This is a genomic window from Bradyrhizobium sp. 192 (assembly GCF_023100965.1).
Classification (GTDB): Bacteria; Pseudomonadota; Alphaproteobacteria; order Rhizobiales; family Xanthobacteraceae; genus Bradyrhizobium; species Bradyrhizobium symbiodeficiens.
The window spans coordinates 247,156-270,860 of record NZ_CP064691.1; the positions used below are offsets into that span (position 1 = coordinate 247,156).

The window sequence follows — 23,705 nt, forward strand, 5'->3', positions numbered from 1 at the left end:
GCTGAAACATGGGCTCGTGGGTTGGAGCAGTAGCTGAGTAAGCTTCGACGAGAAAATGCAACGGGCCGAGTTCTTCGATGTTTCGTCCGAGCGTTGGCAAGCCAAGGTCAGCGGAGCTGTCACTCTTGGTGAGATCATAAATCTGCTAAGGCCTCCAATCGTTAGAATGCGGCAGCGGCAGGCTAACTTTCAGTTGACTTGCTTCACCGCTGGCACACGATGCTCGCTCACCAAATGGAGGAGATCATGCTCAGTCGCTTGCTCGCTTCGGCTTTCGTCCTGGCAGGTGTGAACACAGCCATTGCCGATGATATGAAAATGCCGATTAACTCTGGTGAGCTTAAATGGGAGGCAGCACCACCCACCTTGCCGAAGGGGGCCGACATCGCGGTACTCTCGGGCGACCCGTCCAAAGAAGGGCTGTTCGTTCTCCGCCTAAGAATGCCAAGCGGTTATAAAATTCCCGCCCATAATCATCCAACAGATGAAGGCGCTACCGTCATATCGGGCAACTTTCACATCGGAATGGGCGACAAACTCGATGAGAAGAAAGCGATCGAGCTAACAGCGGGCGGATACGCCGAAGCGCCTGCCAAAATGAACCACTATGGTTGGACAAGTAGTCCTCCCGTTGTTCAAATTCATGGCCAAGGGCCACTCGGGATAACTTACGTCAATCCCGCAGACGATCCGAGTAAGAAGTAGCGAAGCAAACGAACGTCTCTGTGTCGCAAGGCAAAAGAAAAGCCCGGACGGTGGTCCGGGCACATTTGTTAGTCGTTGTCGTGATGAATGACGGTTTTCTCTCGGCTGCCGTCCTCATTCTCTTTCTTAATGACCGTCGTCCTGTCACTTTCCGTGTGCTCAGGCTCCCTGACGACCGTTGTGCGGTCCCGATCAACGGGGCGGTGCTCGTGAGACTCTCCGACTGTGACGCCTCCGCCGACCGGACCGGCCTGAACGCCGACACCGACTTCATCCGCGATTGCGGGTGTCGCGATTGCACTCACGATCGCCGCAGCAAACAAGTACTTGCGCATCCTATTCTCCTTCACTTCGTGAGTTGGAGAATGTCTGCGTGCGACAGTTTGTTCCAGAACAAGGGGTGTCAAGCTGCTCATTGTTCACGCAAGTTCCCGTTGCGGGTGAGGCCTTGGATTGGGCGGAACGATTGAGGTTTATCAAACCGCAGGTCTCTTCCGAGCATTGGTTGCGCCGTCTCTCGGAGTGGCTGAGTGGCATCGGATCTGAAGTTCTGGATGGGCGGGGCAGCATCGCGATGATGGTCGCCGACGCCGACTTTCGCAACGCATGGACGGATGCCAAACGGAAGCAGGCTCACGGGGCACGCGTTTCGTCGCTAAGCGGATCGCCCAAAGGGCCTCCGGGTCGGGCCGAAGCTGCTGGCCGAGGTCGAGTACCGCGCGAAGTCGGCGGAGAGGAAGGTCCGGCCACCCGATCTTCAAGGCTTGCGGAAAGATTTGTGACGGGGGCCTATGATCGCGGCAGGAAGCAAGCCCGACGTTAGCGCTCGTTGCGCATGTAGGACTACGCTCGCAGATCTCCCGGTGGGCGGGATCATCATATAGATCGAGGCCTGCGGGTGCCCTTGCTTGGCAAACGTATCGAAGCCGGCGCGCTGCTCCCGAATGGCCAGCATGGAGAAGAACACAAACGCCGCCCCAGCGACGGCGATCAACATCCACCAGCTGCGCTTCATGTGCGCCTCCGTCGGAGCTCGCAACACCGATACCGCACTGGCGATCAGCTTGCGATGCTCGTTACGCTCAGGCCTTTCGTCGGATCAGGTTCCTCCCAGAACCGGTTGCGACACCGCAAACGCAGGCCCCTCGGCTGCCCGTGGGCGGCGGTCCTGCGGTTCATGTTTCAATTTTACCTTTTGAAACAAGCGACCAGCGCGGCCGTTTACGGTGCGTAAGAAGAAGGTGGAGGACGGCTTCTTATGCAGCCAGCACCGCTGCCGGTCTGCTGCCCCTCTCCGCGGCGCGTGCCTCGGCCGCCATCGCATGCCAGGGGGCTTTTGCTGGGCGCGTTCATTCCCGCTAATCCTACTCCCCGTCCCGGACCATCGTCATCAATCCTGATTATTGCAGGCCGCCGACAGCAACCATAGTCATTCACGAGCGCTGGCGTCCGGTCGAGCGCTTCACCCGGGAGTACGTCGTTCGAGACTATGGCGGCTTCGACGATCCAGAATGGTAGCCAAGTCGCACATGGAAATGCGATGGCCCCAGCACGCAAACACTGAGGCCGGTTTAATGATGGGCGACGGAACAGCTTCCGCATTCGCGGCCGATCCGAGTTCCCGACTTGTGCCGCTCCCTCGGGCGGGAGCAAAACCTCCCCAACGGTTGGCGAACTCGGCTGCAGCACTGGTTTTCAATTCGGACCCAGATCTCGTTTCAGACCCACAATGAATCCATGGCGCCGCCAGAGTTGAGCCGCATGGCAGCCTAAGTGGCCGCGAAGGGTGGTCCCGGTGAGGGGCGCAACACCGGGAGTTTTCGATGTCCGGTTATTTGCGAGTTTGCTTCGCCGGTTTGGTTCTTGTTGGAGGTCTTGCGGCGACACCTGCGGTCTCCGACCCTTTTGCCGACTTGTTCAATGGCGCTCCGCGCGAGCCCGCGGCAACCTCTTTGGCGCAAGCGCAATGCTTGCCGCGACCCGGCAACACGACCGCGGACGGGGCGCATTGGGTCTATCGGTTCGACGGTCACCGTAAATGCTGGTTCCTGACCGAGGGTATGGCGAAGGTGAAGAAGACAGTTCGTCATCGCGGTGCCGAAGATCGCACCGCCAGTTTGGACGAGAACGGGAGTGCGCGGCCCAGGAAGAGCGCGGTGGTTGATGCGCGCGCGGAGTTGCTACGCTCCGCACCGGCCGAGCCCTCCCAGCCGCCTGCAGCCGAAATCAAGGTGGCTGATGCCGCTTCCGTGCTCGATATGGGCACCACCATGACCTCAGCGGTACCCACCGATCTTCACAGCCGGCCGCCTACGCCTGAGCACTCCGTGCCCGGCCAAGTTAACGTTGAGCAGCTCCTCGCGCCCGCCGGCTCACCTCCAGCTATGCCAATGGGCGCGCGCGTTGCAGAGGCGCACGACGAGGCACGCAGCTGGACGGCAACTTGGTCAGGTGTGCTGCTGATGATGCTTGGTGGCTTCTCAATCCTAAGCTCGAACCGCACGCTTCGGCACGCAGTGAGATTACGCCAGTGAGCTAGCGCAATAGCCTAGGCACGTACGCGCGCCGCTGCGCGATCGATGAATTTCAAGTATAGCCGAATTGCCACACGTACAAAGGTTCCGCCCGCCCACACTTAGTTTGCCCGCCGCCCTAGACGGACATTCGATTACGATGACGGTCCCGTTGGGATCGGATTGCGGAATGCGGTACAAAGCATTCGTGGTGGACAGCAGCCGGCAAGTGATCTGCGTGGCGAAGCTCGACTGCATTGACGAGCAGGCGGCGCGGCGTCGAGCCGAGCAAATGCATGCCGAGCACGACGTTGAGCTTTGGCAAGGCGATCGATTTGTTGCTGTGTTCCGAGGTGCAACGACGAACGACAATGAGCGCGCGATCCTGAATAGACGGCCGGTCTCGCCGCCGAGTTGACATTCGAATATTGTGAGTTGCCGGCCTGGCAGGCTGCCGACATGTCGCAGGGCCAAAGTCGCCGAGCATGCCCATAAACACCCCGCGTCTTCGGAACCGGGGTGCAGCTCAGGAATGGGTTTCGCGCTGAAAAACATTGAAGCGGTTGAACTTCGCGCAGCTGGGTTGGTCGAGAAGTGGCTCCAGACTCAGATATTGAACGATACCAGCATACTTGGTCTGGGCGAGCTTGAAGTCTCGCGCGAGAGCGCCGTCAGCCGCATGGCGGCAAGAGCGACTTCCTGATGTACTCGGAGGAAGCGGACACCTTCTACGAAGAAGAGGTAATGCTGGGAGCGTTGGACGAGAGTCACATTATCCGCACCATCGAATATTGGGGTGTTGAGCGGCAGCGTCGTCCCGGGTCAGAACACAGAGCCGTAATTGTCGCAGAGTGAATCACGAGCCGTTTTTCAACGTGCTACGGGTCCTCAATCGTTCAGTGCCGATGATCGCAGTGCAGCTCGGAGCTTTTAAGCTGGACGAAAGCAACGTGGTTCTTCATGGCGTCACTGTGTTGGATGTTACCGAATAGACGCCTGAAGTACATACTTCGGAGGAGGCTGAACGAACGGATACGGAAGTATTGGGAGAAGAAGCGCGACTTTGCTTCATTGGCCGTCCTGGACAAGATTGCAACCGCCCTGAAGGCGGCTGGGCTCGAGGAACGCCTGTCATACAACAAGCATCACGTAGCACTTGGATCAACGGGTAATAACTTCTGTTGGTTTCACCCTCGCAGACGCGCGTGCCGTCCGCCATGAATATGCGACTACGCGTGTTTTCGAGGAGTAGCAGCCCCATGAAGCAACATACCTTCGAAGCATTTTCCACCACCGCGATCTACTGGACACCGCTTGTGCTTATGGGCACCGCAATGCCGCCAAGAGATCCCGATGAAGACGAGGTGGACGAAGACGACGAAGAGGAAGACGACGAAGAGGAAGATGACGCTGACGAACCGCCGGTCGTGCGCGAGCCGGACGACGACTAGACTAGCGTGTTCGGCAGCCAGGGGTATAATATTTGTCATGGGCTGGCATGCGAATGACATAGCGCTCCTCAATAGGCTCTGGTCCGCAGGACAGAGCGCGGCGCAGATAGCGCGTCGTCTCGGGTGCAGTCGTAACGCGGTCTGCGGCATGCTGACCCGTCTGGGCCTGAAGCGCGGCCACAAGCCGCCCACAGCAACGCCCAAGATAAGGCCGTCCCCGAAGCTGAGGCCGACGTCGTCGGCAGCCTGCGCTCGTCCAGTGGCACGGAAGGTGTCGCGGAACACAGCGGAGAGGCAACAGCCCAAGGAATTCAGCAAGCAGCAGCTCTACTCCATGCTGGCTGAGGCCGTCAGAAACACTGACTAGGAGCTCACCACCAACGTCGTTGCGCTCCTCGCTTCAGCTATCGTACACGAACCGACGCACGCAAGTCCGTCCGACGAACTGCGTCCATAAAGACCATAGCCTTGTTGCAGCTGCACAGATCGGCAGCTAGTTGGCTTCTTGTTTCGCCATTCCGCTCAACGCCAGGTTTCTATTGTTCTGGAAGCTCAGGGTGCCAGTTATTCGGACCTTGTGCTGAAGCAGTGCCTTCGCCGCCGCGATCTGCTCCCGAGAACGGCGGAGCATCTCTCGTGTCATTTGGCTTGCCTCGTTAACATGGCCTGTGCACTTCTACTGCGACTGTACCGAAAGACTGCCTCGATTTAGGAGCCGAGTTTAGTGGGTTGGATCGCGAATTTGCTCCGTCGGCCGGATGTCGGCCTGCGGCCTGGGAACGGCGCACAAGTAGACCTAGAACCGCTATCCGAGCGCGGCGGCCGATGGCTGAAGTACAACCTGTTTCGCTTCCCGGGCGCGGTGTGGTCTGGCAAGCGCGGTTGCGTGGAGCTGGCCGAGGGCGACGTGATCGCACTGCATCTCGTGGTCGAGCGGTTGAAAGAGGCCGGGGTTCGAGTGAGGTTCTACGGGCGGCTTCGGCGCTGGGACGGCACGTCACCGGTCTGGACGTTGCTGGCACGCGGGAAGCAATGATCCGGCGACTGTCGCAGCGACACCGGCACCGCGCACGCTGCGGCCGGCCCCGCTCTTGGGCATTTTCTGCGTAATAAACAAGGCAGGTTTTAACTCGTCCTGCACTGCCCAATGCTGCTTGCGGCGCGGCAATCAGGATGGAAGTGCAGCGTCAATCAGGATGAGAGAGCTTCGCCGGGCTCGTGACGCAGGGAGGGCGTAGCCCGACCGGAGTTACGAGCCCGGCGACGGCGCGATCCGACCGGACCGCGCCGTCTGGTGATCGCGGCTGGCCGGTGATGGATGGTTCTTCTCGCCAAAGAGGAATCACCCGTTGCCAGGCTGCCATGTCACCGATCACCAGATGAGGCTCTACATGAAGTTCCGTCAAACCAATTCGCCGCCAGAGGCGGCCGCGAAGGCGTCGTTCAGTTCGTCGACCGCTTATCGGCTCGAGAAGGATCTGCGCCTTCCGTCGCAAAAGAAGTCACCGCGGCAAAGGCGCCGGCCGGATCCCTTGGCCAACGTCTTCGGCCTGGAGGTCGTGCCGATGCTGAAGGCGGCTCCCGGCGTGCGGCCCGTGGCCATCTTCGAGGAGATGCTCCGACGCCATCCTGAGCTGGGGGCTGGAATCCGCCGCACGCTCGAGCGCCGGATCCGCGCCTGGCGGGCGATCCACGGCGAGGAGCAGGAGGTCATCTTCCGCCAGACCCACGAAGTGGGCCAGGTCGGCCTGTCCGACTTCACCGATATGGGCGAGCTTGGGGTCGCCATCGCTGGCGTGCCGCTCGATCATCGCCTGTATCACTTCCGGTTGGCCTATTGCGGGTTTGAACACGCCCATGTCGTGCTCGGTGGCGAGAGCTTCGTCGCATTGGCCGAAGGGCTGCAGAATGCCCTATGGTCGCTCGGTGGGGCACCGCGGGAGCATCGGACCGACAGCCTGTCGGCCGCCTTCTGCAATCTCGATCGCAATGCGAGGGACGATCTGACCAGGCGGTACGAGGACCTCTGCGCCCACTACGGCATGCGGCCTTCCCGCAACAATCGCGGCATCGCCCACGAGAACGGGGCGATCGAAAGCTCGCATGGCCATCTCAAGCGGACGATCGCCGATGCGCTGCTGTTGCGCGGCACTGCCGACTTCGATGATCTCGCCGCCTATCGCGGCTTCATCGACGAGATCGTCAGCCGCCGCAATGCCCGCAACGCCAAGCGGATCGACCACGAGCGCGCCACCCTGCAGGCGTTGCCAGATCGCCGCACCTCGGACTACGAGGAGGTGATTGTCCGCGTGACGTCAAGCGGCGGCTTCACCTTGCGCAAGGTGTTTTACACCGTGCCGTCGCGTTTGATCGGGCACCAACTGCGGGTGCGCCTTTACGACGATCGTCTCGACGTGTTCGTCGGCGGCACCCATCTCGTCACCCTGCCGCGTGGGCGGCCGCATCCCAACGGCAAGCACGACCAGGTCGTCGATTATCGGCACGTGATCCATTCCTTGCGGCGCAAGCCAATGGCGCTGCTCAATCTCGTCTACCGTGATCGGCTGTTCCCGCGCGATGCCTATCGCCGAACCTTCGATTGCTTGCGCGAACGGCTGCCGGACAGGAAAGCCTGCCGGATCATGGTCGATCTGCTCGTACTGGCCCATGAGCGCGGCTGCGAGGCCGAACTCGCCGATCAGCTCGCGACCGAGCTTGATGCCGGCCGACTGCCCGACCTCAACCGGCTGCGCGCTTACTTCTCTCCCGATCCGGCCTGCGTGCCGCACGTCGTGGTGCAGCTCGCACCGCTCGCCACCTATGAGTGCCTCATCGGTGCCGGCGAGATCGGAGGTGCCGCATGAGCACGGCCAACACCATTGACACCGCGCGCCTCAATCTATTGCTCAACGAGTTGCGGCTGCCAGCCATCAAGGTGCTGTGGCCGCAATTTGCCGAGCAGTCCGACAAGGAAGGCTGGCCGGCGGCCCGCTTCCTCGCCACCATTGCCGAGCACGAGATCGCCGAACGCGGCCGCCGCCGCGTCGAGCGCCATCTCGTCGAGGCGCGGCTGCCCGCTGGAAAGACCTTCGACAACTTCGACTTCGAGGCTGTGCCGATGATCTCCAAGGCACAGGTGACCGCGCTCGCCGCCGGCGATGGTTGGCTCGGCAAGGGCGCCAATCTGCTGCTGTTCGGCCCGCCCGGCGGCGGCAAGAGTCACTTGGCGGCAGCCATCGGCCTGGCCCTTATCGAGAACGGATGGCGCGTCCTCTTCACCCGCACCACCGATCTCGTCCAGAAGCTCCAGGTGGCGCGGCGCGAGCTCAATCTCGAGGCCGCCATTAACCGCCTCGATCGCTTCGACCTCCTGATCTGCGATGATCTTGCCTACGTCACCAAGGACCAGGCCGAGACCAGCGTGCTGTTCGAGCTCATCAGCGCTCGCTACGAGCGGCGTTCCATGCTGATCACCGCCAATCAGCCCTTTGGAGAGTGGAACAGGGTCTTCCCGGATCCTGCTATGACGCTCGCCGCCATCGATCGCCTCGTTCACCACGCCACCATCGTCGAGATGAACGTCGAAAGCTATCGCAGGCGCACCGCGCTCGAGCGGAAGCGTGGTCCAGGGCGACCATCCTCGCACGCGACACCAAAAACACTCGCTGATTGACGCTCCGCGACAATCAGAGCGAACAAAACTCTTGCGCGCGACAATCATCGCGGCAATCATCACCTCGCCGCGACACCCACTCGCCATCCTGATTGTCGCGCGCTTCCCATCCAGATTGTCGCGCTATAGCTGCTACCCTCAAACGTTTCCCAGTGTCACTTCATCTAGCTTGTTGTCGTCTACATGGGGCGCGAGGGCCCAGTCGCCTGCGGCCGCGCGCTACACCATCGGTTTCGGCGGCGAGCTTCATCGCCGGCACTGCCTCGCGCTCACGTCGTACTCGATGTCCATCGCACGCAATTATGGTCTCGGGTCGTAAACGATCACGCGTCGATGCAGAAATATAGAGCCCGGCCACGCACAGGTTTGACGCTGGTCTAAGGGTCGGGAAATCGCTCCTCTCTCATCGAGATAAGGTTACGCACTGAAGTCTTTTGGATATGTCTTGGGCAACTTGAAAACAAAGGTCTTGGCCTTGGGAAGAATATTGGTCGGTGTTGTCGAGGTCCGCAAAAGGGACAATCTCGACCAGGAATTGACAACGATCTCGTGGCGATCGCAGATCAGCGTGATTGTCCTGCCTGTCGCTGGAACGCGTAGATGGGATTCAGACCGCAATATGCGAGGGTGCCGGATGCGGTGGCCATGCATTGATCGTAGGTTGAGAACTGGCAATTGCCAGGATATCCCCAGGTACGTCCCTGCAGGCAATAAACGTCCTGCCGAGCTGGGGGGATGTACGAACGAGCCCGCGGAGCGGCGGTCGAAGGTGATCCAAAGCAGACGAGCATGGGAAGTGCAAGCACAGCAATATAAAGAAGGTTGCGCATGATCTAGCCTCCGTGAAGTCTTGAGAGGATAGAGAGTGTAGAATTGACGCTTTGATCTTAATCAATGGCAAAACGCTTAGTAGACGGTTTGACCGATCGGTTTCAAAGTAAGTCTAAGCGGCAGGCACTCGGGTTTTGGAGCAGCTTTCCTGCAAGTTTTGCGGATGGAAGGCATTTTTCAAGCGCGGTGGGGGTTCGTGCGTTTGGAGAATAGGCAATCCGAGCTTGAGAACTCCGCGCACGGCAATATGCCGATTTGGGACAGCCGCAAACCCGCGCGCTTATCAAGCACAAATCGCCGCACTACTGGACTGCACCCCTGGAATGAGACACGGTAATTGCGGTGACAGGCTCATTTCGAGGATGACCTGTGGCAGCAAGAGGAAAGAACCGTCGGTTTCCGACGGCGTACAAATTGAAGGCGATCAAGCGTGCCGAGGGAGGCGAAGGCGTTCTGCCTGTGGCCCGCAAGCTCGGGATACCTCGCAAGATCCTGCATGACTGGATCAAGGCGTGGAAGGCCCACGGGCCTGAAGGGTTGAACCGCAAGCCCGGGTCGAAGCCTGGCCCCCGCAAGCTCAAGCCGCTGCAGGCGGAGGAGACGAAGCGCTCTGCACTTGCCCAGGCGAACGTGCGCATCGCCGAGCTTGAACGGCTGGTGGGTCGCCAGCAGATGGACATCGATTTTTTTCGAAAAGCCTTGCGCGCCTTGGAGCGGCCGGCAGCGCAAGGCAAAACCGTATCCGCATCATCGAAGTCATCGAAGCCATGACGCTGGAAGCAGCCGGTTCGCATGCCGATGTGCAGCGCCTGTGCAGGCTCGCGGGGCTGCCGCGCGCGACCTATTACCGACACTTGGCCGGACGCGCCGATGAGGCAGGTGAGTGCGAGTTGCGGGACTTGATCCAGCGCATTTGCCTCAAGCACCGCTTCTATGGCTACAGGCGGGTGACCGCGACCCTCCGGCGGCAGGGCATGGTGGTGAATGCCAAGAAGGTTCAGCGGCTTATGCGCGAGGACAATCTGCTGGCCCAGCGCAAGGCGCCGTTCCTGAAGCCACCTGCCGATCGGCCCTCGGCCTTTCTCATCGTGCCCAATCTGGTGCGTGGCCTGGTGCCGTCAGCGCCGGATCAAATCTGGGTCGCCGATATCACCTATGTGCATCTCGCCAGAGCCTTCGTCTATCTTGCCGTCATTCTCGACGCCTTCTCGCGCAAGGCCGTCGGCTGGGCTTTGGAGAACACGCTCGACGCCTCGCTCGACATCGCCGCGCTGGATACAGCCCTTGGTGCTCGAAAGCCGCAACCCGGCAGCTTGATTCATCACTCCGATCGCGGCGTGCAAGGCGGATTCAAACGGTCGTCGCAACACCCTGAAGTTGGAGGTTGCGATGAAAGTTGTAAGTCGACGTTCGGGGCGGTCAGGACGAGCGCCATTGCCATCGCCAGGCCGGCCTTCTGCTGCAGGACGCGATGAACAGAATAGATTTTGGAAGGCGATTGCCACAGGGCAGAGCAGCGAAGATGCTGCGTTTGAGGCCGGATTATCGCAACCTGTCGGAAGCAGATTGTTCCGAAAGGCAGGCGGCATGCCACCATCGATGTTCAGATCTTCGGCCAAGCCTCTCTCCGGGCGCTACCTTTCATTGGCTGAACGCGAGGAAATCGCCCTTCTAAAGGTGCAGGGCCATTCCATACGGGAGATTGGGCGCCGCTTGGGGCGGGCTGCTTCGACGGTCTCCCGTGAACTGCGGCGGAACGCGGCCACCCGCGGCGGCGGGTTGGATTATCGGGCAACAACTGCCCAATGGCATGCAGACCGATCTGCCCGCCGGCCCAAGCCGACCAAGCTTGCGCCCAACGCAGCCTTGCGGACTTATGTGGAGGAGAGACTCGCCGGCAGGGTCGTAGCCCCGAGCGGAGCTTGTATTGCTGGACCCACCGTTCGGTGGAACGGCCGCCGGCACGGCCGGCGAAAGGATCGACGATGGGCCAAAGCATGGAGCCCTGAGCAGATTGCCCGACGCTTGCCGATCGACTTCCCGGACGACAAGACGATGCGCATCAGCCACGAAGCCATCTATCAGGCTCTCTTCGTTCAGGGCCGCGGTATACTACGCAGCGAACTGACCGCCTGCTTGCGAACCGGCCGCGTGTTGCGCGTGCCCAGGGGGCGCGTACGCAGGCGGGGCAAGGGCTTTGTCTCGCCGGAGATCATGATCAGTGAGCGCCCCGCTGAAGCGGCCGATCGAGCCGTGCCGGGACATTGGGAGGGAGACCTCATCCTCGGTCTTGGCAGCTCGGCGATCGGCACGTTGGTCGAACGCACGACGCGTTTCACAATGCTATTGCACCTTCCCCGGTTGGCGGGTCATGGCGAAGCTCCGCGCAAGAAGAACGGACCTGCGCTTGCGGGACACGGGGCGGAAGCCGTGCGTGACGCGATCTCGCGCACCATCATCACTTTGCCCGAAGAACTACGTCGCACGCTGACTTGGGATCAAGGAGCCGAAATGGCTCAGCACGACCGCCTCAAGATCGATGCGGGTATCCAGGTCTACTTCTGCGACCCGCAAAGCCCTTGGCAGCGCGGCACTAACGAGAACACCAACGGGTTGCTGCGGCAGTACTTTCCGAAAGGCACAGACCTGAGCATCCACAGCGCCGACGAGATATCCGCTGTAGCAGCGGCCCTCAATGCCCGACCGAGAAAGACACTGGGCTGGAAAACGCCGGCAGAAGCGCTTGACGAATTACTGTCATGAGTGAAAACAATTGGTGTTGCGACGACCGTTTGAATCCGCCCAATACGCCTCCATCGCCTATCGCCAACGACTGGCCGATCGCGACATCACCATCAGCATGAGCAGGCCGGGCAATCCCTTCGACAACGCCAAGGCCGAGAGCTTCATGAAGACGCTGAAGACCGAAGAGATCAACGGCAAGGCCTTCGCCGACATCAGCGACGCCCGCCGCCGCATCGATGGCTTTATTGCAGAGGTCTACAACAAGGACCGGCTGCACTCGGCGCTCGGATACCAATCGCCGCTTGAGTTCGAAACCGCCTTCGCGCAAAACAAGGCACGATAACGCATCATGGCAACCGCGCTGTCACCGCAATTACCGTGTCTCATTCCAGGGGTGCAGTCCACTACTGTCACCTCAATTTGTGCCGCTGAGCGTGCAGGGAAGCTTCGGCGGGCTCAAGCTCGTCTAGGCTCTCGTGATCGGCCTGATCCGGCGCAGCTGGGAATTGGCATATTCCTCGCGCTCACGCGTGAAGTGCTCTTGGTGCGCTTTGAAGCTCTCGACCCGCTTCTTGATCTCTTCGCGTTCGCTGCTGTCATACTCTGACGCGCTGAGGTCACCCCGCTCGACGGCTTCCTTCGGCAGAGACCGGGGCAGCTGGATCTCTAGCTTCAGCGATTTGGTGAATGCCATCGTTTCAGCGACCAGTGCGTCAAGTTCGTTCTTCCAATCGTGCATTAACGCCCCCATGCGGCACTGCTGTGCTGGCCAGCTAATTCATAATAATCTGAGCTGCGGCGATAAGCACCGAAGCCGTCGCATGTAGGCCAGTCCCAAATCGTGTTATTGCTGAAAAAGGCCGCCGACAATATTGCCGGCGGCCTTCCCGGGTTCAAAATGCCTATCGTGAAAAAATGCGGTCCAGCCCCGGTGCGAGCGATCCTACACACAAAACGTCTCTCTTCATAGTTTTGCCGTTCAGAAACCTTAACGCGGGGCGATCCGGGTTTGCTCGAAAGGGGGGAGGCGTCCGGAAGAGATCACTGCCGCCTTGTTTCCAATTATGTGCAATCGGTCCGGACCTGTTTCGGCGTGGCTTGCATCAAAGCGCGTAATGGTGTTGCCTCGACGAGGTCAGCTATATCACGAGGACTGCAAGAGCCATGGTCTGGATGAATGGCGCTGTGAGCCCGGCCGTACATCGTGAACTGGACATTCGGGTTAGCGAGGGTTCTAAATGCCAGATTGTGTGATCGTTCGGGCCCATGGGAGGCAATTGGATGTCTTGCGCGAAGAGGCATCGCGCATTGCACGGGCTGCCAAAATCGACTGGTCGATTGAGCGCGCCGATGAGGGGGCACATTTTTGCTTTGAGAATGCCGAGGCGAAAAAGGCGTTCGTCACCAGCTGCAAGCGCTTTGATATGCCGCACCGAGACGCTTAGAAACCAAGTTCGCGTGCGATGAGTCAAGCCAGTCCAGAACTCTGCGCCCCACGCGTAGAGCTCGGGCCGCATACCGAATCTATCTTGATCGGGACTTCCAGAAAAGCGGCATGAGCCCAGGATCGACCATCGTATGGGCCGGGATGGCAAATCTGCTCATTGACTTTGACATGAGCCAGTTAGGTTCGCCCTTACTTGCTGCTGCAACGTCTCACGAAGCGGATGTGACCGTGTTGTCGCAAAAAACTGTTGGACCCGAGCACCTGATAGATCGGCGCTCGTCGAACGCTGAGGCGGAATTGCAATGCGATGAGCCGATGGGCGCTTGATGATGACGGTGCCTGGACGTGCGTGATACCCTCGCATTCCAGGCAACCATCAGCGATCCAACGAGCTTCCCTTCGTCGACTGAAGTCGTCCCCTGCCTCGGGTTGTCACCGCGCCAATATCCATGGCGGCTTTTAAACGAGCACCGTCCAGCCGTCGCCTGAGCGCTGCAAATCGGCTGGACAGTTTGGTCAATTCCTCAACGCCAAGCTCACCGAACACAAATTGATCGAGTTCCTTCTGTTGTGCAGCGACGTTCGCGAGGCGCTTACAAGCCTTGTCGGTCAGTGACATGTGGACGACCCGACCATCCCTGATACAGGGCTTGCGCCGCAGAAATCCGGCCTTCTCCAGCGCCTTGGAATTTATTGTAATGAAGGACGGGTCAACTTTCAGCAATTTTGCCATCGTGCTGACTGCAACATCCCCCTCGCTCGTTAGGTCTGTCACTGCCATCAAGATTGTCAATTGTGGTCCAGTGATGCCGAGTGCTTTGGCCCGGACTTGAAGAAAATCCTCCAGACAGATGTTGAGGGATCGGACCTCCAACGTTAATCGCCGCACCAGCAGCTGAGTGTCAGCAGAGTCGTTCCCGACTTGCGTTGCTGGCTTGGTCAAATGCGGCGCCACCGGATGTTAGGCCCGATCCTCAGAGCTCGTTCGCACTGACAAGGTTTCAACAGAGGATCTCTGCTCGTTGCCCCGATCCTGTGCAAGCATCACGCGCTCAACTGCGCCCACGATTTAAGAACGATTACGAGTGATTCGGATTATTGGCTTTTCGACGAGAATCTCGGCCAGCGGTTGGCGGCCGCGCCTAGCTGAGTTGCCAATGCTAGTAATCTCACCGAAATGCACGTTCAAAGGAAGATCTCGATCCGTAATCTCGCGCAGCGGCGCGGCGTTTCGCCCGCTTCGATAGCGCCAATTCGAAGGTCTGTTGCCGGATCCCGGGCAACGGCTTCGAAACGGCTTCCATACTGAGCAGCTTTGGGGCGCAACCTCGCACAGGCGCTGCGGTGAAATTCATCGAAATTGATGGCCTGAACGCGGGATTCAAGCGCATTGCGCTGTCGCGTCTCGGTCGCAGTTGCCGTCCACGAGCGCGTGTTACTCGACGGGTTATGCGACTTCACACTTTGCAGCCTGGTCGCCCCTTACATGTTCAGTCGAGATCCAAAAATTCAAACGTGGAGCTCTTGGAGTAGTGTTAGTTGTCCTGGTCTAATTTACTCATTGAGCATATTTGAGCGCTGCTGAAATCGAACCCGGCCTCTGGCCGGGTTTCTCAGGCTCCATATGTACTCAAATTGAGCTTATTTAATATGTGCTGGAGGCTTCATGCCGATCTCTGGACTTTACGGCCCCGACGACTTTGCCAACCGGCCGCAGGGCCAAACCACCGCTGCGCCGCGTTCCGTCCCAGCGGGCTCGAGGCCCGCATTGCCGATGCCGTCGCTGCAATGGACGCCGGAGGTCGAGCGCGCCACCGCGCCGCTTTACGAGCGCGTGAAACATGTGATCCCGCCGATCGAATGGCCGCTGCTGGCGCCGACGATCAAGGCGATCAACGAGCTGAAACGGGCGCGGGGCGCAGTGATCCTCGCCCACAATTACCAGGCGCCGGAGATCTTCCACTGCGTCGCCGACATCGGCGGCGATTCGCTTCAGCTCGCGGTCGAAGCCACCAGGGTGAAGGCCGGCATCATCGTCCAGTGCGGCGTGCACTTCATGGCGGAGACGTCAAAACTGCTCAATCCGGACAAGACGGTGCTGATCCCCGATACCCGCGCCGGCTGCTCGCTCGCGGCCAGCATCACCGGCGCCGACGTTCGCCTGCTTCGCGAAAAATTTCCCGGCGTGCCTGTCGTTGCCTATGTCAACACCTCCGCGGAGGTGAAGGCCGAGGTCGATATCTGCTGCACCTCGTCGAACGCGGTGCAGGTGGTCGAGAGCCTCGGCGTGCCGAGCGTGATCTTCCTGCCCGACCGCTATCTCGCCACTTACGTGGCCTCGAAGACCGACGTGAAGATCATCGCCTGGAAGGGCGCCTGCGAGGTGCACGAGCGCTTCACCGGGGCCGAGCTGCGCAGCTACCGCGAGGCCGACCCCTCCGTGCAGATCATCGCTCATCCCGAATGCCCACCTGACGTGCTGGCCGAGGCCGACTTTACGGGTTCGACCGCGCACATGATCAACTGGGTGCGCGAGCGGCGGCCACGGCGGCTGGTGATGATCACGGAATGCTCGATGGCCGACAATGTGCGGGCCGAGCTGCCTGACGTCGAAATGCTGCGCCCCTGCAACATCTGCCCGCACATGAAGCGCATCACGCTAGCCAACATTCTGGAGAGCCTGTTGACGCTCGGCGAGGAAGTGACGATCGATCCCGCCCTTGCAAACCGCGCGCGGCGATCTGTCGAGCGGATGATCAATCTGGGGAATTGAGAGCAGACCATGCAAGACAACATCCACGATCTCACCGGCGCCGCCGACGATGTGGTCATCGTCGGCGGCGGCCTTGCCGGATTGTTCTGCGCGCTCAAGCTCGCGCCGCGGCCCGTGACATTGATCTCGGCTGCGCCGCTCGGCCAGGGCGCATCGTCCGCATGGGCGCAAGGCGGCATCGCGGCGGCAATGGCCGAAGGCGATACGCCGGAAGCGCACGCCGCGGACACGATCTCCGTTGGCGCCGGCATCGTCGATGAAGCGGTAGCGCTCGGAATCGCGCGCGAGGCCGCGCCACGAATCCACGATCTGCTTGCCTATGGCGTGCCATTCGACCGCGATCTCGAAGGCAGGCTCGCCGTCGGGCGCGAAGCCGCACATTCGGCCCGGCGCATCGTGCATGTGCGCGGCGATGGCGCAGGCGCCGCGATCATCGCGGCCTTGAGCGAGGCGGTGCGTCGCACGCCGTCGATCCGCTTGATCGAAGGGTTTATCGCCGAAGCGCTGTTGACCGAGGACGGCGCCGTCACCGGCCTTCAATTGCGCGCAGCCGGCAATTTTGCCGCAGAGCCGATCCTGCTCCCCGTGCGTACGGTGGTGCTCGCCACTGGCGGTATCGGCCATCTCTATGCCGTCACCACCAATCCGTGCGAGGCGAGCGGATCTGGCCTTGCGATCGCGGCGCGCGCCGGCGCTGACATCGCCGATCCTGAATTCGTGCAGTTCCATCCCACCGCAATCATGGCCGGCCGTGATCCGGCGCCGCTCGCCACGGAAGCGCTGCGCGGCGAAGGCGCGACGCTGATCAACGGCCGTGGCGAGCGTTTCATGACGGCGCGCCATCCGCTCGCCGAGCTCGCGCCGCGCGACATCGTGGCCCGCGGCGTATTCGCCGAGATCGCCGCCGGGCGCGGCGCCTACCTGGATGCGCGGAAGGCGCTGGGTGCACGCTTTGCAGAAACGTTTCCGACCGTGCATGCCAGCTGCATTGCCGCCGGCATCGATCCCGCCACGCAGGCCGTCCCGATCGCGCCGGCCGCGCATTACCACATGGGCGGCATCGCGGTGGATGCGCGCGGCCGCAGCTCGATCGACGGGCTCTGGGCCTGCGGCGAGGTGTCGTGCACCGGTGCACATGGCGCCAACCGCCTCGCCTCGAATTCGCTGTTGGAGGCCGTGGTCTATGCCGCGCGCGTTGCCGAGGACATCGCCGGCCGCGCGATTCCCTCGCCCGCCCGTCTTTCGGACGTGGTGACGCCGGGCGGCGGTCCACCGGATGCGGCGGCCGTGACGCGGCTGCGGACGCTGATGAGCGCGCATGTCGGCGTGATCCGCGATGGTGACGGGCTCGCGGAAGCGGTCCGCAGCTTCGCCGCGCTCGAACGCGAGGCCGCGAGCATCGCGGTCCGCAACATGGCAACGGCCGCCCTGCTCGTGGCGGCGTCGGCCTGGAACCGGCGCGAGAGCCGCGGCGCGCATTTCCGCTCCGACCATTCCGCGGACGTGCCCGCACTCGCGCAACGCACGATGACGACGCTCGCAGCGGTGCGCGAGGTCGCGAACAGCCTGAGCGAATGCCCGACACCGCGCACCGCGGAACCCATGATCGCCTGACGGAGTCTGCCATGATCACGCCGACCTCTCTGCTCTATCCCGACGCCTTCCTCTCCCCGCTCGCGCTCGACGAGGCCGTGCACCGCGCGCTCGATGAGGATCTCGGCCGCGCCGGCGACATCACCTCACATGCGACGATCCCCGAAGCAACAAAGGCGCAAGCAATCCTGGTCGCGCGGCAGTCCGGCGTGATCGCCGGCTTGCCACTGGCGCTCGCCACCTTGCAAAAGCTTTCGCCCGACATCGAGATACGCGCACATGTTCGCGACGCCGCGCGCGTCGCCCGCGGGCAGCAGGTGCTGACGATCTCAGGCCCGGCGCGTGCCATTCTCACGGCGGAGCGGACCGCGCTCAACTTCGTCGGCCCCTGTCGGGCGTCGCGACGCTCACGGCGGACTATGTCGCGCGCACCGAGGGCACCCGGATGAGAATCTGCTGCACGCGAAAGACCACGCCGGGGCTGCGCGCCTTGGAGAAATACGCGGCACGCTGCGGCGGCGGCTTCAATCACCGTTTCGGGCTCGACGACGCGATCCTGATCAAGGACAACCACATCGCGGTCGCCGGCGGCATCCGCCCCGTGCTGGCGCGCGCCCGCGCCCATGCCGGCCATCTCGTCAAGATCGAGATCGAGGTCGACACGCTCACGCAATTGCGCGAGGTGCTCGACACCGGCCTTGCCGACGCCGTGCTGCTCGACAACATGGACATTGCGACGCTGCGCGAAGCCGTGAGGCTCAACGAGGGACGCCTCAAACTGGAGGCATCCGGCGGTGTCACCCTGGACTCGATCGCAGCCATCGCGGCGACCGGCGTGGACTACGCCTCAGCCGGCGCACTGACGCATTCGGCGCCGAATTTCGACTGCGCGCTGGATATCGAGGCGTGAGGAGGTCTTCTCCCTCTCCCCGTTCCTACGGGGCCGCAACGAGATTTGCTCGCGCCGAGAGGACTGGGGTGAGGGGCATCTCTCCACGTATTCGACTGTCGAAAGACCTGCACCCCCTCGCCCGCATCGCAAGAGCGATCTTACGTCTCCCCGCAAGCGGGGAGACGTAAGAAAGGTTACCCGGTTCGCTCACGCCATCTCGGCCGAGCTCTTCGCTTCCTCGGCGAGTTCGGGGGGAGTGCGGCGGTCTGCGCGGGATGCCCCAGTTTGGTTCCTCGCTGCCGTCGCCCCAGGCGCAAGGCCGGTAGAAGGTGTGGACGGCGCTCGTGTCATCTTCTTCATCTCGGCCACCCAGGACGGACGCACCCACTACGCGTGGTAGTGCGTCGACTTGCCGATCTCGGGCGCCGGATCTGGCCACCAGCATCGCCTTCCAGAGTTTCTGGCGCGCTTCCGCCTGCTTCCTGCTTCAGCGGTTCGAGCGGCTGAATCGTCAGCGAGCGCGCAGCGTCGCGGGCCTGGAACCGATTGGGATTGCGAGCGGCGGCGCGCGAACGGCTGAGGCGCCAGCGAAGAGGCGGTGTGCTACTGCCGGTCTCGACCAGTGCCGAAGGACGCGAACCGCGCGCCCTTCGGACGGGTACGCAAACACACAAGTCGCTACGCGCACGCTACGCTTACGCCAGAAAAATCGAACCGCAGTACATCCGTGCGATTCGAGTCTTCTCGTGAGTATCTAATTTAGGTTGCTGGGGCGTTAATCGACGTTGCGCGTGCAGCGCACGCAAGCGAACACAGGTGGTTCCACGCAGCGACCGCGTGCACTGGTAAACGCCGCTCATGGTAACGATAAACATCCGGTCAACGTGAGTGGTGAGAAGCCCTGCACGCCCGTATCATAAGGGACTCGCTGTGTTTCCCACTGTCTCACCATTGTCGTGCGGCCACTCCCTCGACCTCGCATCGGTGTTCGCCAGGAATTTATGAAGGGTACCCGGAAGCCCGATCGTGACCGGCAGGCCCTTCATGATCTCGAAGAAGCACCACGAAGTCGGCATGTGCCGCCGCGGGTCCGAAGCATCTATAGCTTGCCTGCTCAACCGTAAACTCGGTGTCCTGCATGTCGCGCTAGTGCTTCTCGAGCAGCGTGTGGATCCGCGTCAACTCTTTCAATACCTGCGGCAGCGGCGATCCATCGACGCGTTGTGGGATCCCGTTCTCCGTGCTGCCTCACTGATGTTCTGCGGCGCACGAATGCTCGCCCATTACGCTCTTTGCACGGAATTCACGTTGCTTGCGGCTCGCGCTCTACAGGATGCCCCACGCGCGATAGCGTCCCCGGCCCGTGGTCTCGCGAAGGTCGAGTTCGGCGACAAGGTTTTGGGCCGCACGGGGCGTGATCCCAAGCTCCGCCGCGATCATGCCGGCCGAGACGATCGGCCGGGTCAGCACGTAGTCGAGGAGCGCCGGCAGTTTTGAAGTGGCGCGCCGGCCGGCGAGTTTTCGGGCGAGGAGGTTTCTGGTCATCAGCCAGCGGTCGTGGTCCTTTAGGCCGGCCTCGGCGGCGGCCGTCATCGCCTCGAGCTGCACAACCAGCCGCGCTGCGACGTCGCGTGCCCGCCGACGCTCACGCGAGATGCTTTTCAGCCCGCCATGCAGGCATAACAGATAGCAGCGTGTCTTGCCGCGGTCGCGCAACACGCTAGCTGCGAGCAGGCACCCTAGCCAAGGCGTGTGCTCGAGTGGTTCAATCGCGTCCCAAGCATCCGCGGCGATTGCAGCCGCCAGAGTCGGCGGCAAATTGCGGGTCGCATCGACGACGGCGCGCCAGTCATCGATGCGGCCGTCCTCGTCCCAGTCCGGATCGTAGACAAGCGAGTCCCGCTCTGGCCACGACCGAAGCTCGTCGGCAAGTCTGCGCTCCGCCTTGGCGTTGGCGGCGTCGACCGCGGCGAAGGCGGCGGCTAGATGGAGATCGGTGTTCATGACGCCAAGCGGTCCGTCGACACCCACCGCGTCCCGCTCTGCGTCCTCGTTGAGCCCGAGGCGTTCCTCAACCTCTTCTCGCTCACCCCGGCCCCGAAGGTCAGCCAGTCCGGAAACCGACAGCGCCCAATTGGGCTTTGCGTCGGCAATGCGCCGACGGGCGCGCAGCACGGCGTGAGCCCGGGTCAGCTCGTGTGTAGGGGCGCGGATGTCCATGCCGGCGTCGTGAAGCACGAGGTCATCGAGGTGGACAAGTTCGCCATCAAGCCACAGAGTGGCGCAAGCGTCGGCGAAGTGCATTCGGCTGATCGCGCCGTCACGGATTGCGCTTTTGGCCAGTCGCTCGTCGAGGCGGGCGACAGCATCCTCGGCCGCGGCAAGCGGCCCCGCGAGCTGAGCCCAAGGCAGTGGATCGGCGATTTTGTAGCCGGAAGACAAGGCCTTGATAACCTTAAGAGGAAACGGCGAAACGGAACCTAATACACCTTTATGTTCCGTCACAGCGAGGCCTGTTCCCGCTCTCCTCTCGCTATCGATAAGCACGCCTTATCGGTAGGGTGGCGCCGCAGTGCGATCAGCACGCGCAGCGCTGTAAATCACCAGCGCCAAGCGTCAGATCAACCACAAATCGCCCCTCGTGCCAACCCCCTGCCCTATTCCGGACCAGCCGCACCTTCCTGGTGACTGTGCCCTGCCCGGCAAAGCATTTGTTGCGCCGCCCTCCAAAATCGGGCTACGCGGAACGCAAGGTGAAGCGTAGGTAAAAACACGCCCCGGAAATTGGCGCTCGCCGGACCGCCCTTGCCCAAGGCACAAGGGCATCGAGCGAGCCGTGCCGTCTCAGGCTGCACCGGGACTGCGGCAAGAGCATCAGCTAGCTGATCTTCGAGCACCTCCGCGGTGGCGCTGCCCGAAGATTAGTACCGGCGCCACGGCAACCGCTCCCCACGGCCTGCGGCGACGTCAGACGCGTTCCGATTTCCTGCAGGCGAGCCCAAAGCTCGCGTGCCTCGTCTCAGTCGCTGATGAGCGCGATGAAGGGCGATGCGCCGATGAATAGCTCCTCATACAGACCGTCGCGAAATCGTTTGGTGGGCTGTCCGCCGAGGAGTTGCCCCCTTTGGCGCAGATCCGGGCAGAACTGGTCGCCGCGGTCGAGGAAAAACGACGTCGGCTCGATCTCGAGCACATGAGCGCGTGCCGGTGCACTGTTCGGGTGAGCGGACCTTTTTCCACCACCGTCAATTCCCGCGCCATCGCCTCGGTCTGTGAATTCTCGATATGCAGTAACTGCCCAGGTCCGTTTGCTCGGTTAGGCGACGCTGAGTTTGTGGATGAGTTGTGTGGGGCATCGGGACAATGTTTCGAGCATGTTCCATCCGCGCTTTCGAGCGGTACCGATCAGGGTGCGAAGCGTGGCGAAATTGTCTGCGCCTTGTGAGGTGCGGAAGCCGGCAGAGATCTTCTGCCGCAATTTCATCATCCGAGCATCGCGCTCGGCCTCGTTGTTGGTAAACGGCACCGCCGAGTTGTGCAGAAACAGCAGCACCGCCTCTTTATGTAACTTGAGGCGCAACAGGAGATTATGGCCCGTGCGCCGTCTGATCCGCCCGCGCTTGATGTCGCGAGGCAGCGCGGGTAGCGCCTCGTGCCAGGCGATACCGGCGCGGATAATGCGGTCATAAAGTCGCTCGGCGGCGCGGATTCTGCTGGGACGCAGCGCGCCTGTCTGATCGGTTGGATGCTCTGACGCCAGATTGACCTCGTGGCACAGGCAGCGGAGCAACCCGCGCATGCGCCGGGCCCAGGCCTCGCCATCGATGTCCACCAGCGCCGTCAACTCGCGCAGGTGATGCGCATTGCACAGCGCATGCGTGACACCGGACATCTGAAAATAGGATGTCCAATGGTCGTGCACAACGATATGCGCCGCTTGCGTCAGCACCTCGCCGCGCCTGGGTGAGACGCGATAATGCACCAGCCCATTGATCCCGGCGGTGCCCGCGACATGCAGCCATTGCGGCGTGGCGCCCACCCAAAACCCGGTCTCATCCAAATGCTTGACCGGTGCCCGGCGGATTTGCTCGCAGACTGCCGCAGCGAAATCCTGCGTCCGGCTGGCAGCCCGGGCGATCATTTGTCCGATCGTGCCGGCCGAGATGGTCACGCCAAACAGATCGGAGAGGATTTGCCCGAGCCGATCTTCAGGCAGAAACTGTCCCGCCGACAGATAGGTCACCACAGCGGCCAACCGGACGCCATATTGCGCCGGCGCCCTTACCTCGGGTGGAAACGATCCTGTCGTGACCGCGCCACAGCCGCTGCATTTGCAACGATAGAGCTGATGCTCCGTGACGAGCAGCGGCGCCGGCGCCGGCAGATCGAACACCTGACGGCTGCCGACAAGTTCCAGCAGTTCACCCTCCAGCGCCATTCGGCAGCGCCCGCATCTGACAGGGCGATGCATGATCGTATGATCGACCCGTTCGGACCGCTTCAAGTGTTTGCCTGCATGGCCGGGCTGGCCGCCGGGCTTCTTCAACCCTCGCTCACGCAGGCTCTGTGTCCGGCGAGAAGCCTGGCCCGGTCCATCGCTCGAAGGCGGCTTGCTGCTATTGGAGCTATCCAGACCAAGCCGACGCTCCAGATCGGCCACACGCACCGTCAGCAATGCGTTCTGCTGCTCCAACATCAGGTTGCGCTCCTGCAACTCCCCAATCAGGGCCAGCAGGGCATCCACAGACAATGAGGAATTTGGCGGCGTCACCCATACCTTGACTCACAAACACATGTGGTCAGTCAAGAGAATACAAACGGCCACCTGGGCAGTTACGATATGCAAGGCTATGGCATGCTCCTCTAGACGCAACCATCCCTAGGTCCGAAGCGGGTCCGATACAGGGAATACGGGAGCGGGCCCCCGTTAGTAGGACCGCCAAGGCCGCTGGCATTCCAGCGAAGGGGGCGCTCAGGTCGACGTGCGGCTCTTTGTGGTGCTGACTGGAACTTTATGGTTAACGGCTGATAAACGCCTCCCCTATTCCTCCATCCTTTCCGCTCCCCTACCCTGCCCTTTCT

24 protein-coding genes and 4 pseudogenes are annotated in these 23,705 nt (G+C 61.7%); 19 read left to right on the plus strand and 9 right to left on the minus strand.

Annotated features, from left to right (window positions below; translation table 11 throughout):
- Positions 1-246 precede the first annotated feature (246 nt).
- Positions 247-705, plus strand: coding sequence for a cupin domain-containing protein (locus IVB24_RS39710; protein ID WP_247403339.1), 459 nt, complete (start codon positions 247-249; stop codon positions 703-705).
- A 68-nt stretch (positions 706-773) separates the two neighbouring features.
- On the opposite strand, the gene IVB24_RS39715 is transcribed toward IVB24_RS39710, so the two are convergent.
- Positions 774-1,040: a hypothetical protein gene (locus IVB24_RS39715; RefSeq protein WP_018457443.1), complete on the minus strand. Its 267-nt coding sequence runs from the start codon at positions 1,038-1,040 to the stop codon at positions 774-776.
- Positions 1,041-1,362: 322 nt separating this feature from the next.
- Between IVB24_RS39715 and IVB24_RS39720 the strand changes: the two are divergent.
- A pseudogene (locus IVB24_RS39720) lies at positions 1,363-1,487 on the plus strand (DNA ligase); the annotation flags it as partial.
- On the opposite strand, the gene IVB24_RS39725 reads toward IVB24_RS39720, so the two are convergent.
- Positions 1,463-1,720: a hypothetical protein gene (locus IVB24_RS39725; RefSeq protein ID WP_247403341.1), complete on the minus strand. Its 258-nt coding sequence runs from the start codon at positions 1,718-1,720 to the stop codon at positions 1,463-1,465. The pseudogene IVB24_RS39720 and the gene IVB24_RS39725 sit on opposite strands and share 25 nt — an antisense overlap.
- A gap of 808 nt (positions 1,721-2,528) precedes the next feature.
- Here IVB24_RS39725 and IVB24_RS39730 point away from each other — a divergent pair.
- The 8 genes from IVB24_RS39730 to istB all read left to right on the plus strand — a co-directional run bounded on the left by IVB24_RS39730 (position 2,529) and on the right by istB (position 8,342).
- Entirely contained in the window at positions 2,529-3,239 is a 711-nt protein-coding gene (locus tag IVB24_RS39730) for a hypothetical protein (RefSeq protein WP_247403346.1), read from the plus strand.
- 169 nt (positions 3,240-3,408) lie between these two features.
- The gene (locus IVB24_RS39735) at positions 3,409-3,636 is read left to right on the plus strand and encodes a hypothetical protein (RefSeq protein ID WP_247282199.1); all 228 of its coding nucleotides are present in this window, start codon (positions 3,409-3,411) and stop codon (positions 3,634-3,636) included.
- 114 nt (positions 3,637-3,750) lie between these two features.
- Positions 3,751-3,921: a hypothetical protein gene (locus IVB24_RS39740; protein WP_018457447.1), complete on the plus strand. Its 171-nt coding sequence runs from the start codon at positions 3,751-3,753 to the stop codon at positions 3,919-3,921.
- 556 nt (positions 3,922-4,477) lie between these two features.
- Positions 4,478-4,669 carry a hypothetical protein gene (locus IVB24_RS39745; protein ID WP_247403350.1) on the plus strand — a complete coding sequence of 64 codons (192 nt, stop codon included), beginning with the start codon at positions 4,478-4,480 and terminating at the stop codon, positions 4,667-4,669.
- Between the two features lie 37 nt (positions 4,670-4,706).
- A complete protein-coding gene (locus IVB24_RS39750; RefSeq protein WP_247282304.1) occupies positions 4,707-5,036 on the plus strand; it encodes a GcrA family cell cycle regulator in 330 nt (109 codons plus the stop codon).
- Positions 5,037-5,393: 357 nt separating this feature from the next.
- Positions 5,394-5,705 (plus strand): hypothetical protein, encoded by a 312-nt coding sequence (locus IVB24_RS39755; protein WP_247394319.1) that lies wholly within the window; start codon positions 5,394-5,396, stop codon positions 5,703-5,705.
- Positions 5,706-6,048: 343 nt separating this feature from the next.
- Positions 6,049-7,533: an IS21 family transposase gene (istA, locus tag IVB24_RS39760; protein WP_247768157.1), complete on the plus strand. Its 1,485-nt coding sequence runs from the start codon at positions 6,049-6,051 to the stop codon at positions 7,531-7,533.
- Complete coding sequence (gene istB / locus IVB24_RS39765; protein ID WP_247300139.1) at positions 7,530-8,342, plus strand: IS21-like element ISBj11 family helper ATPase IstB; 813 nt, start codon at positions 7,530-7,532, stop codon at positions 8,340-8,342. The genes istA and istB overlap by 4 nt, the downstream gene beginning before the upstream one ends.
- A 563-nt stretch (positions 8,343-8,905) precedes the next feature.
- Here the strand turns inward: istB and IVB24_RS39770 are convergent.
- Positions 8,906-9,172 (minus strand): DUF3551 domain-containing protein, encoded by a 267-nt coding sequence (locus tag IVB24_RS39770; RefSeq protein WP_083926480.1) that lies wholly within the window; start codon positions 9,170-9,172, stop codon positions 8,906-8,908.
- 415 nt (positions 9,173-9,587) lie between these two features.
- On the opposite strand from IVB24_RS39770, the gene IVB24_RS39775 reads away from it, so the two are divergent.
- From IVB24_RS39775 to IVB24_RS39790, 4 genes and pseudogenes are all read left to right on the plus strand, one after another.
- Positions 9,588-9,944 carry a helix-turn-helix domain-containing protein gene (locus tag IVB24_RS39775; RefSeq protein WP_247774325.1) on the plus strand — a complete coding sequence of 119 codons (357 nt, stop codon included), beginning with the start codon at positions 9,588-9,590 and terminating at the stop codon, positions 9,942-9,944.
- Entirely contained in the window at positions 9,941-10,648 is a 708-nt protein-coding gene (locus IVB24_RS39780) for an IS3 family transposase (RefSeq protein WP_247774326.1), read from the plus strand. Before IVB24_RS39775 ends, IVB24_RS39780 begins: the two co-directional genes overlap by 4 nt.
- The gene (locus IVB24_RS39785) at positions 10,563-11,936 is read left to right on the plus strand and encodes an IS30 family transposase (protein WP_247774327.1); all 1,374 of its coding nucleotides are present in this window, start codon (positions 10,563-10,565) and stop codon (positions 11,934-11,936) included. Before IVB24_RS39780 ends, IVB24_RS39785 begins: the two co-directional genes overlap by 86 nt.
- A gap of 82 nt (positions 11,937-12,018) precedes the next feature.
- Positions 12,019-12,261, plus strand: a pseudogene (locus IVB24_RS39790) (integrase core domain-containing protein); the annotation flags it as partial.
- A 123-nt stretch (positions 12,262-12,384) separates the two neighbouring features.
- Here the strand turns inward: IVB24_RS39790 and IVB24_RS39795 are convergent.
- On the minus strand, positions 12,385-12,657 hold the full coding sequence (locus tag IVB24_RS39795) for a hypothetical protein (protein ID WP_247403360.1): 273 nt from the start codon (positions 12,655-12,657) through the stop codon (positions 12,385-12,387).
- Positions 12,658-13,195: 538 nt separating this feature from the next.
- On the opposite strand from IVB24_RS39795, the gene IVB24_RS39800 reads away from it, so the two are divergent.
- A complete protein-coding gene (locus IVB24_RS39800) occupies positions 13,196-13,363 on the plus strand; it encodes a hypothetical protein (RefSeq protein ID WP_018460477.1) in 168 nt (55 codons plus the stop codon).
- A 110-nt stretch (positions 13,364-13,473) separates the two neighbouring features.
- On the plus strand, positions 13,474-13,692 hold the full coding sequence (locus tag IVB24_RS39805) for a hypothetical protein (protein WP_247367252.1): 219 nt from the start codon (positions 13,474-13,476) through the stop codon (positions 13,690-13,692).
- Between the two features lie 49 nt (positions 13,693-13,741).
- Here IVB24_RS39805 and IVB24_RS39810 read toward each other — a convergent pair whose 3' ends face one another.
- Positions 13,742-14,308 carry a MarR family transcriptional regulator gene (locus tag IVB24_RS39810; RefSeq protein ID WP_247403363.1) on the minus strand — a complete coding sequence of 189 codons (567 nt, stop codon included), beginning with the start codon at positions 14,306-14,308 and terminating at the stop codon, positions 13,742-13,744.
- Between the two features lie 723 nt (positions 14,309-15,031).
- Between IVB24_RS39810 and nadA the strand changes: the two genes are divergently transcribed.
- The 3 genes and pseudogenes from nadA (at position 15,032) to nadC (ending at position 18,641) form a co-directional block, all read left to right on the plus strand.
- Positions 15,032-16,138, plus strand: coding sequence for a quinolinate synthase NadA (gene nadA / locus IVB24_RS39815; protein ID WP_247403367.1), 1,107 nt, complete (start codon positions 15,032-15,034; stop codon positions 16,136-16,138).
- Positions 16,139-16,147: 9 nt separating this feature from the next.
- Positions 16,148-17,752 carry an L-aspartate oxidase gene (locus IVB24_RS39820; RefSeq protein WP_247403371.1) on the plus strand — a complete coding sequence of 535 codons (1,605 nt, stop codon included), beginning with the start codon at positions 16,148-16,150 and terminating at the stop codon, positions 17,750-17,752.
- Positions 17,753-17,763: 11 nt separating this feature from the next.
- Positions 17,764-18,641: pseudogene (nadC, locus tag IVB24_RS39825) on the plus strand (carboxylating nicotinate-nucleotide diphosphorylase).
- Positions 18,642-18,830: 189 nt separating this feature from the next.
- Here the strand turns inward: nadC and IVB24_RS39830 are convergent.
- From IVB24_RS39830 to IVB24_RS39845, 4 genes and pseudogenes are all read right to left on the minus strand, one after another.
- Positions 18,831-19,046 (minus strand): annotated as a pseudogene (locus tag IVB24_RS39830) (cell wall hydrolase); the annotation flags it as partial.
- 903 nt (positions 19,047-19,949) lie between these two features.
- Positions 19,950-21,128 carry an RHE_PE00001 family protein gene (locus IVB24_RS39835; protein WP_247403451.1) on the minus strand — a complete coding sequence of 393 codons (1,179 nt, stop codon included), beginning with the start codon at positions 21,126-21,128 and terminating at the stop codon, positions 19,950-19,952.
- A gap of 514 nt (positions 21,129-21,642) precedes the next feature.
- Complete coding sequence (locus tag IVB24_RS39840; protein ID WP_247403374.1) at positions 21,643-21,816, minus strand: hypothetical protein; 174 nt, start codon at positions 21,814-21,816, stop codon at positions 21,643-21,645.
- Positions 21,817-21,939: 123 nt separating this feature from the next.
- Positions 21,940-23,394, minus strand: a complete 1,455-nt coding sequence (locus tag IVB24_RS39845) for an IS66 family transposase (RefSeq protein WP_247774328.1) — start codon at positions 23,392-23,394, stop codon at positions 21,940-21,942.
- Positions 23,395-23,705: the final 311 nt, after the last annotated feature.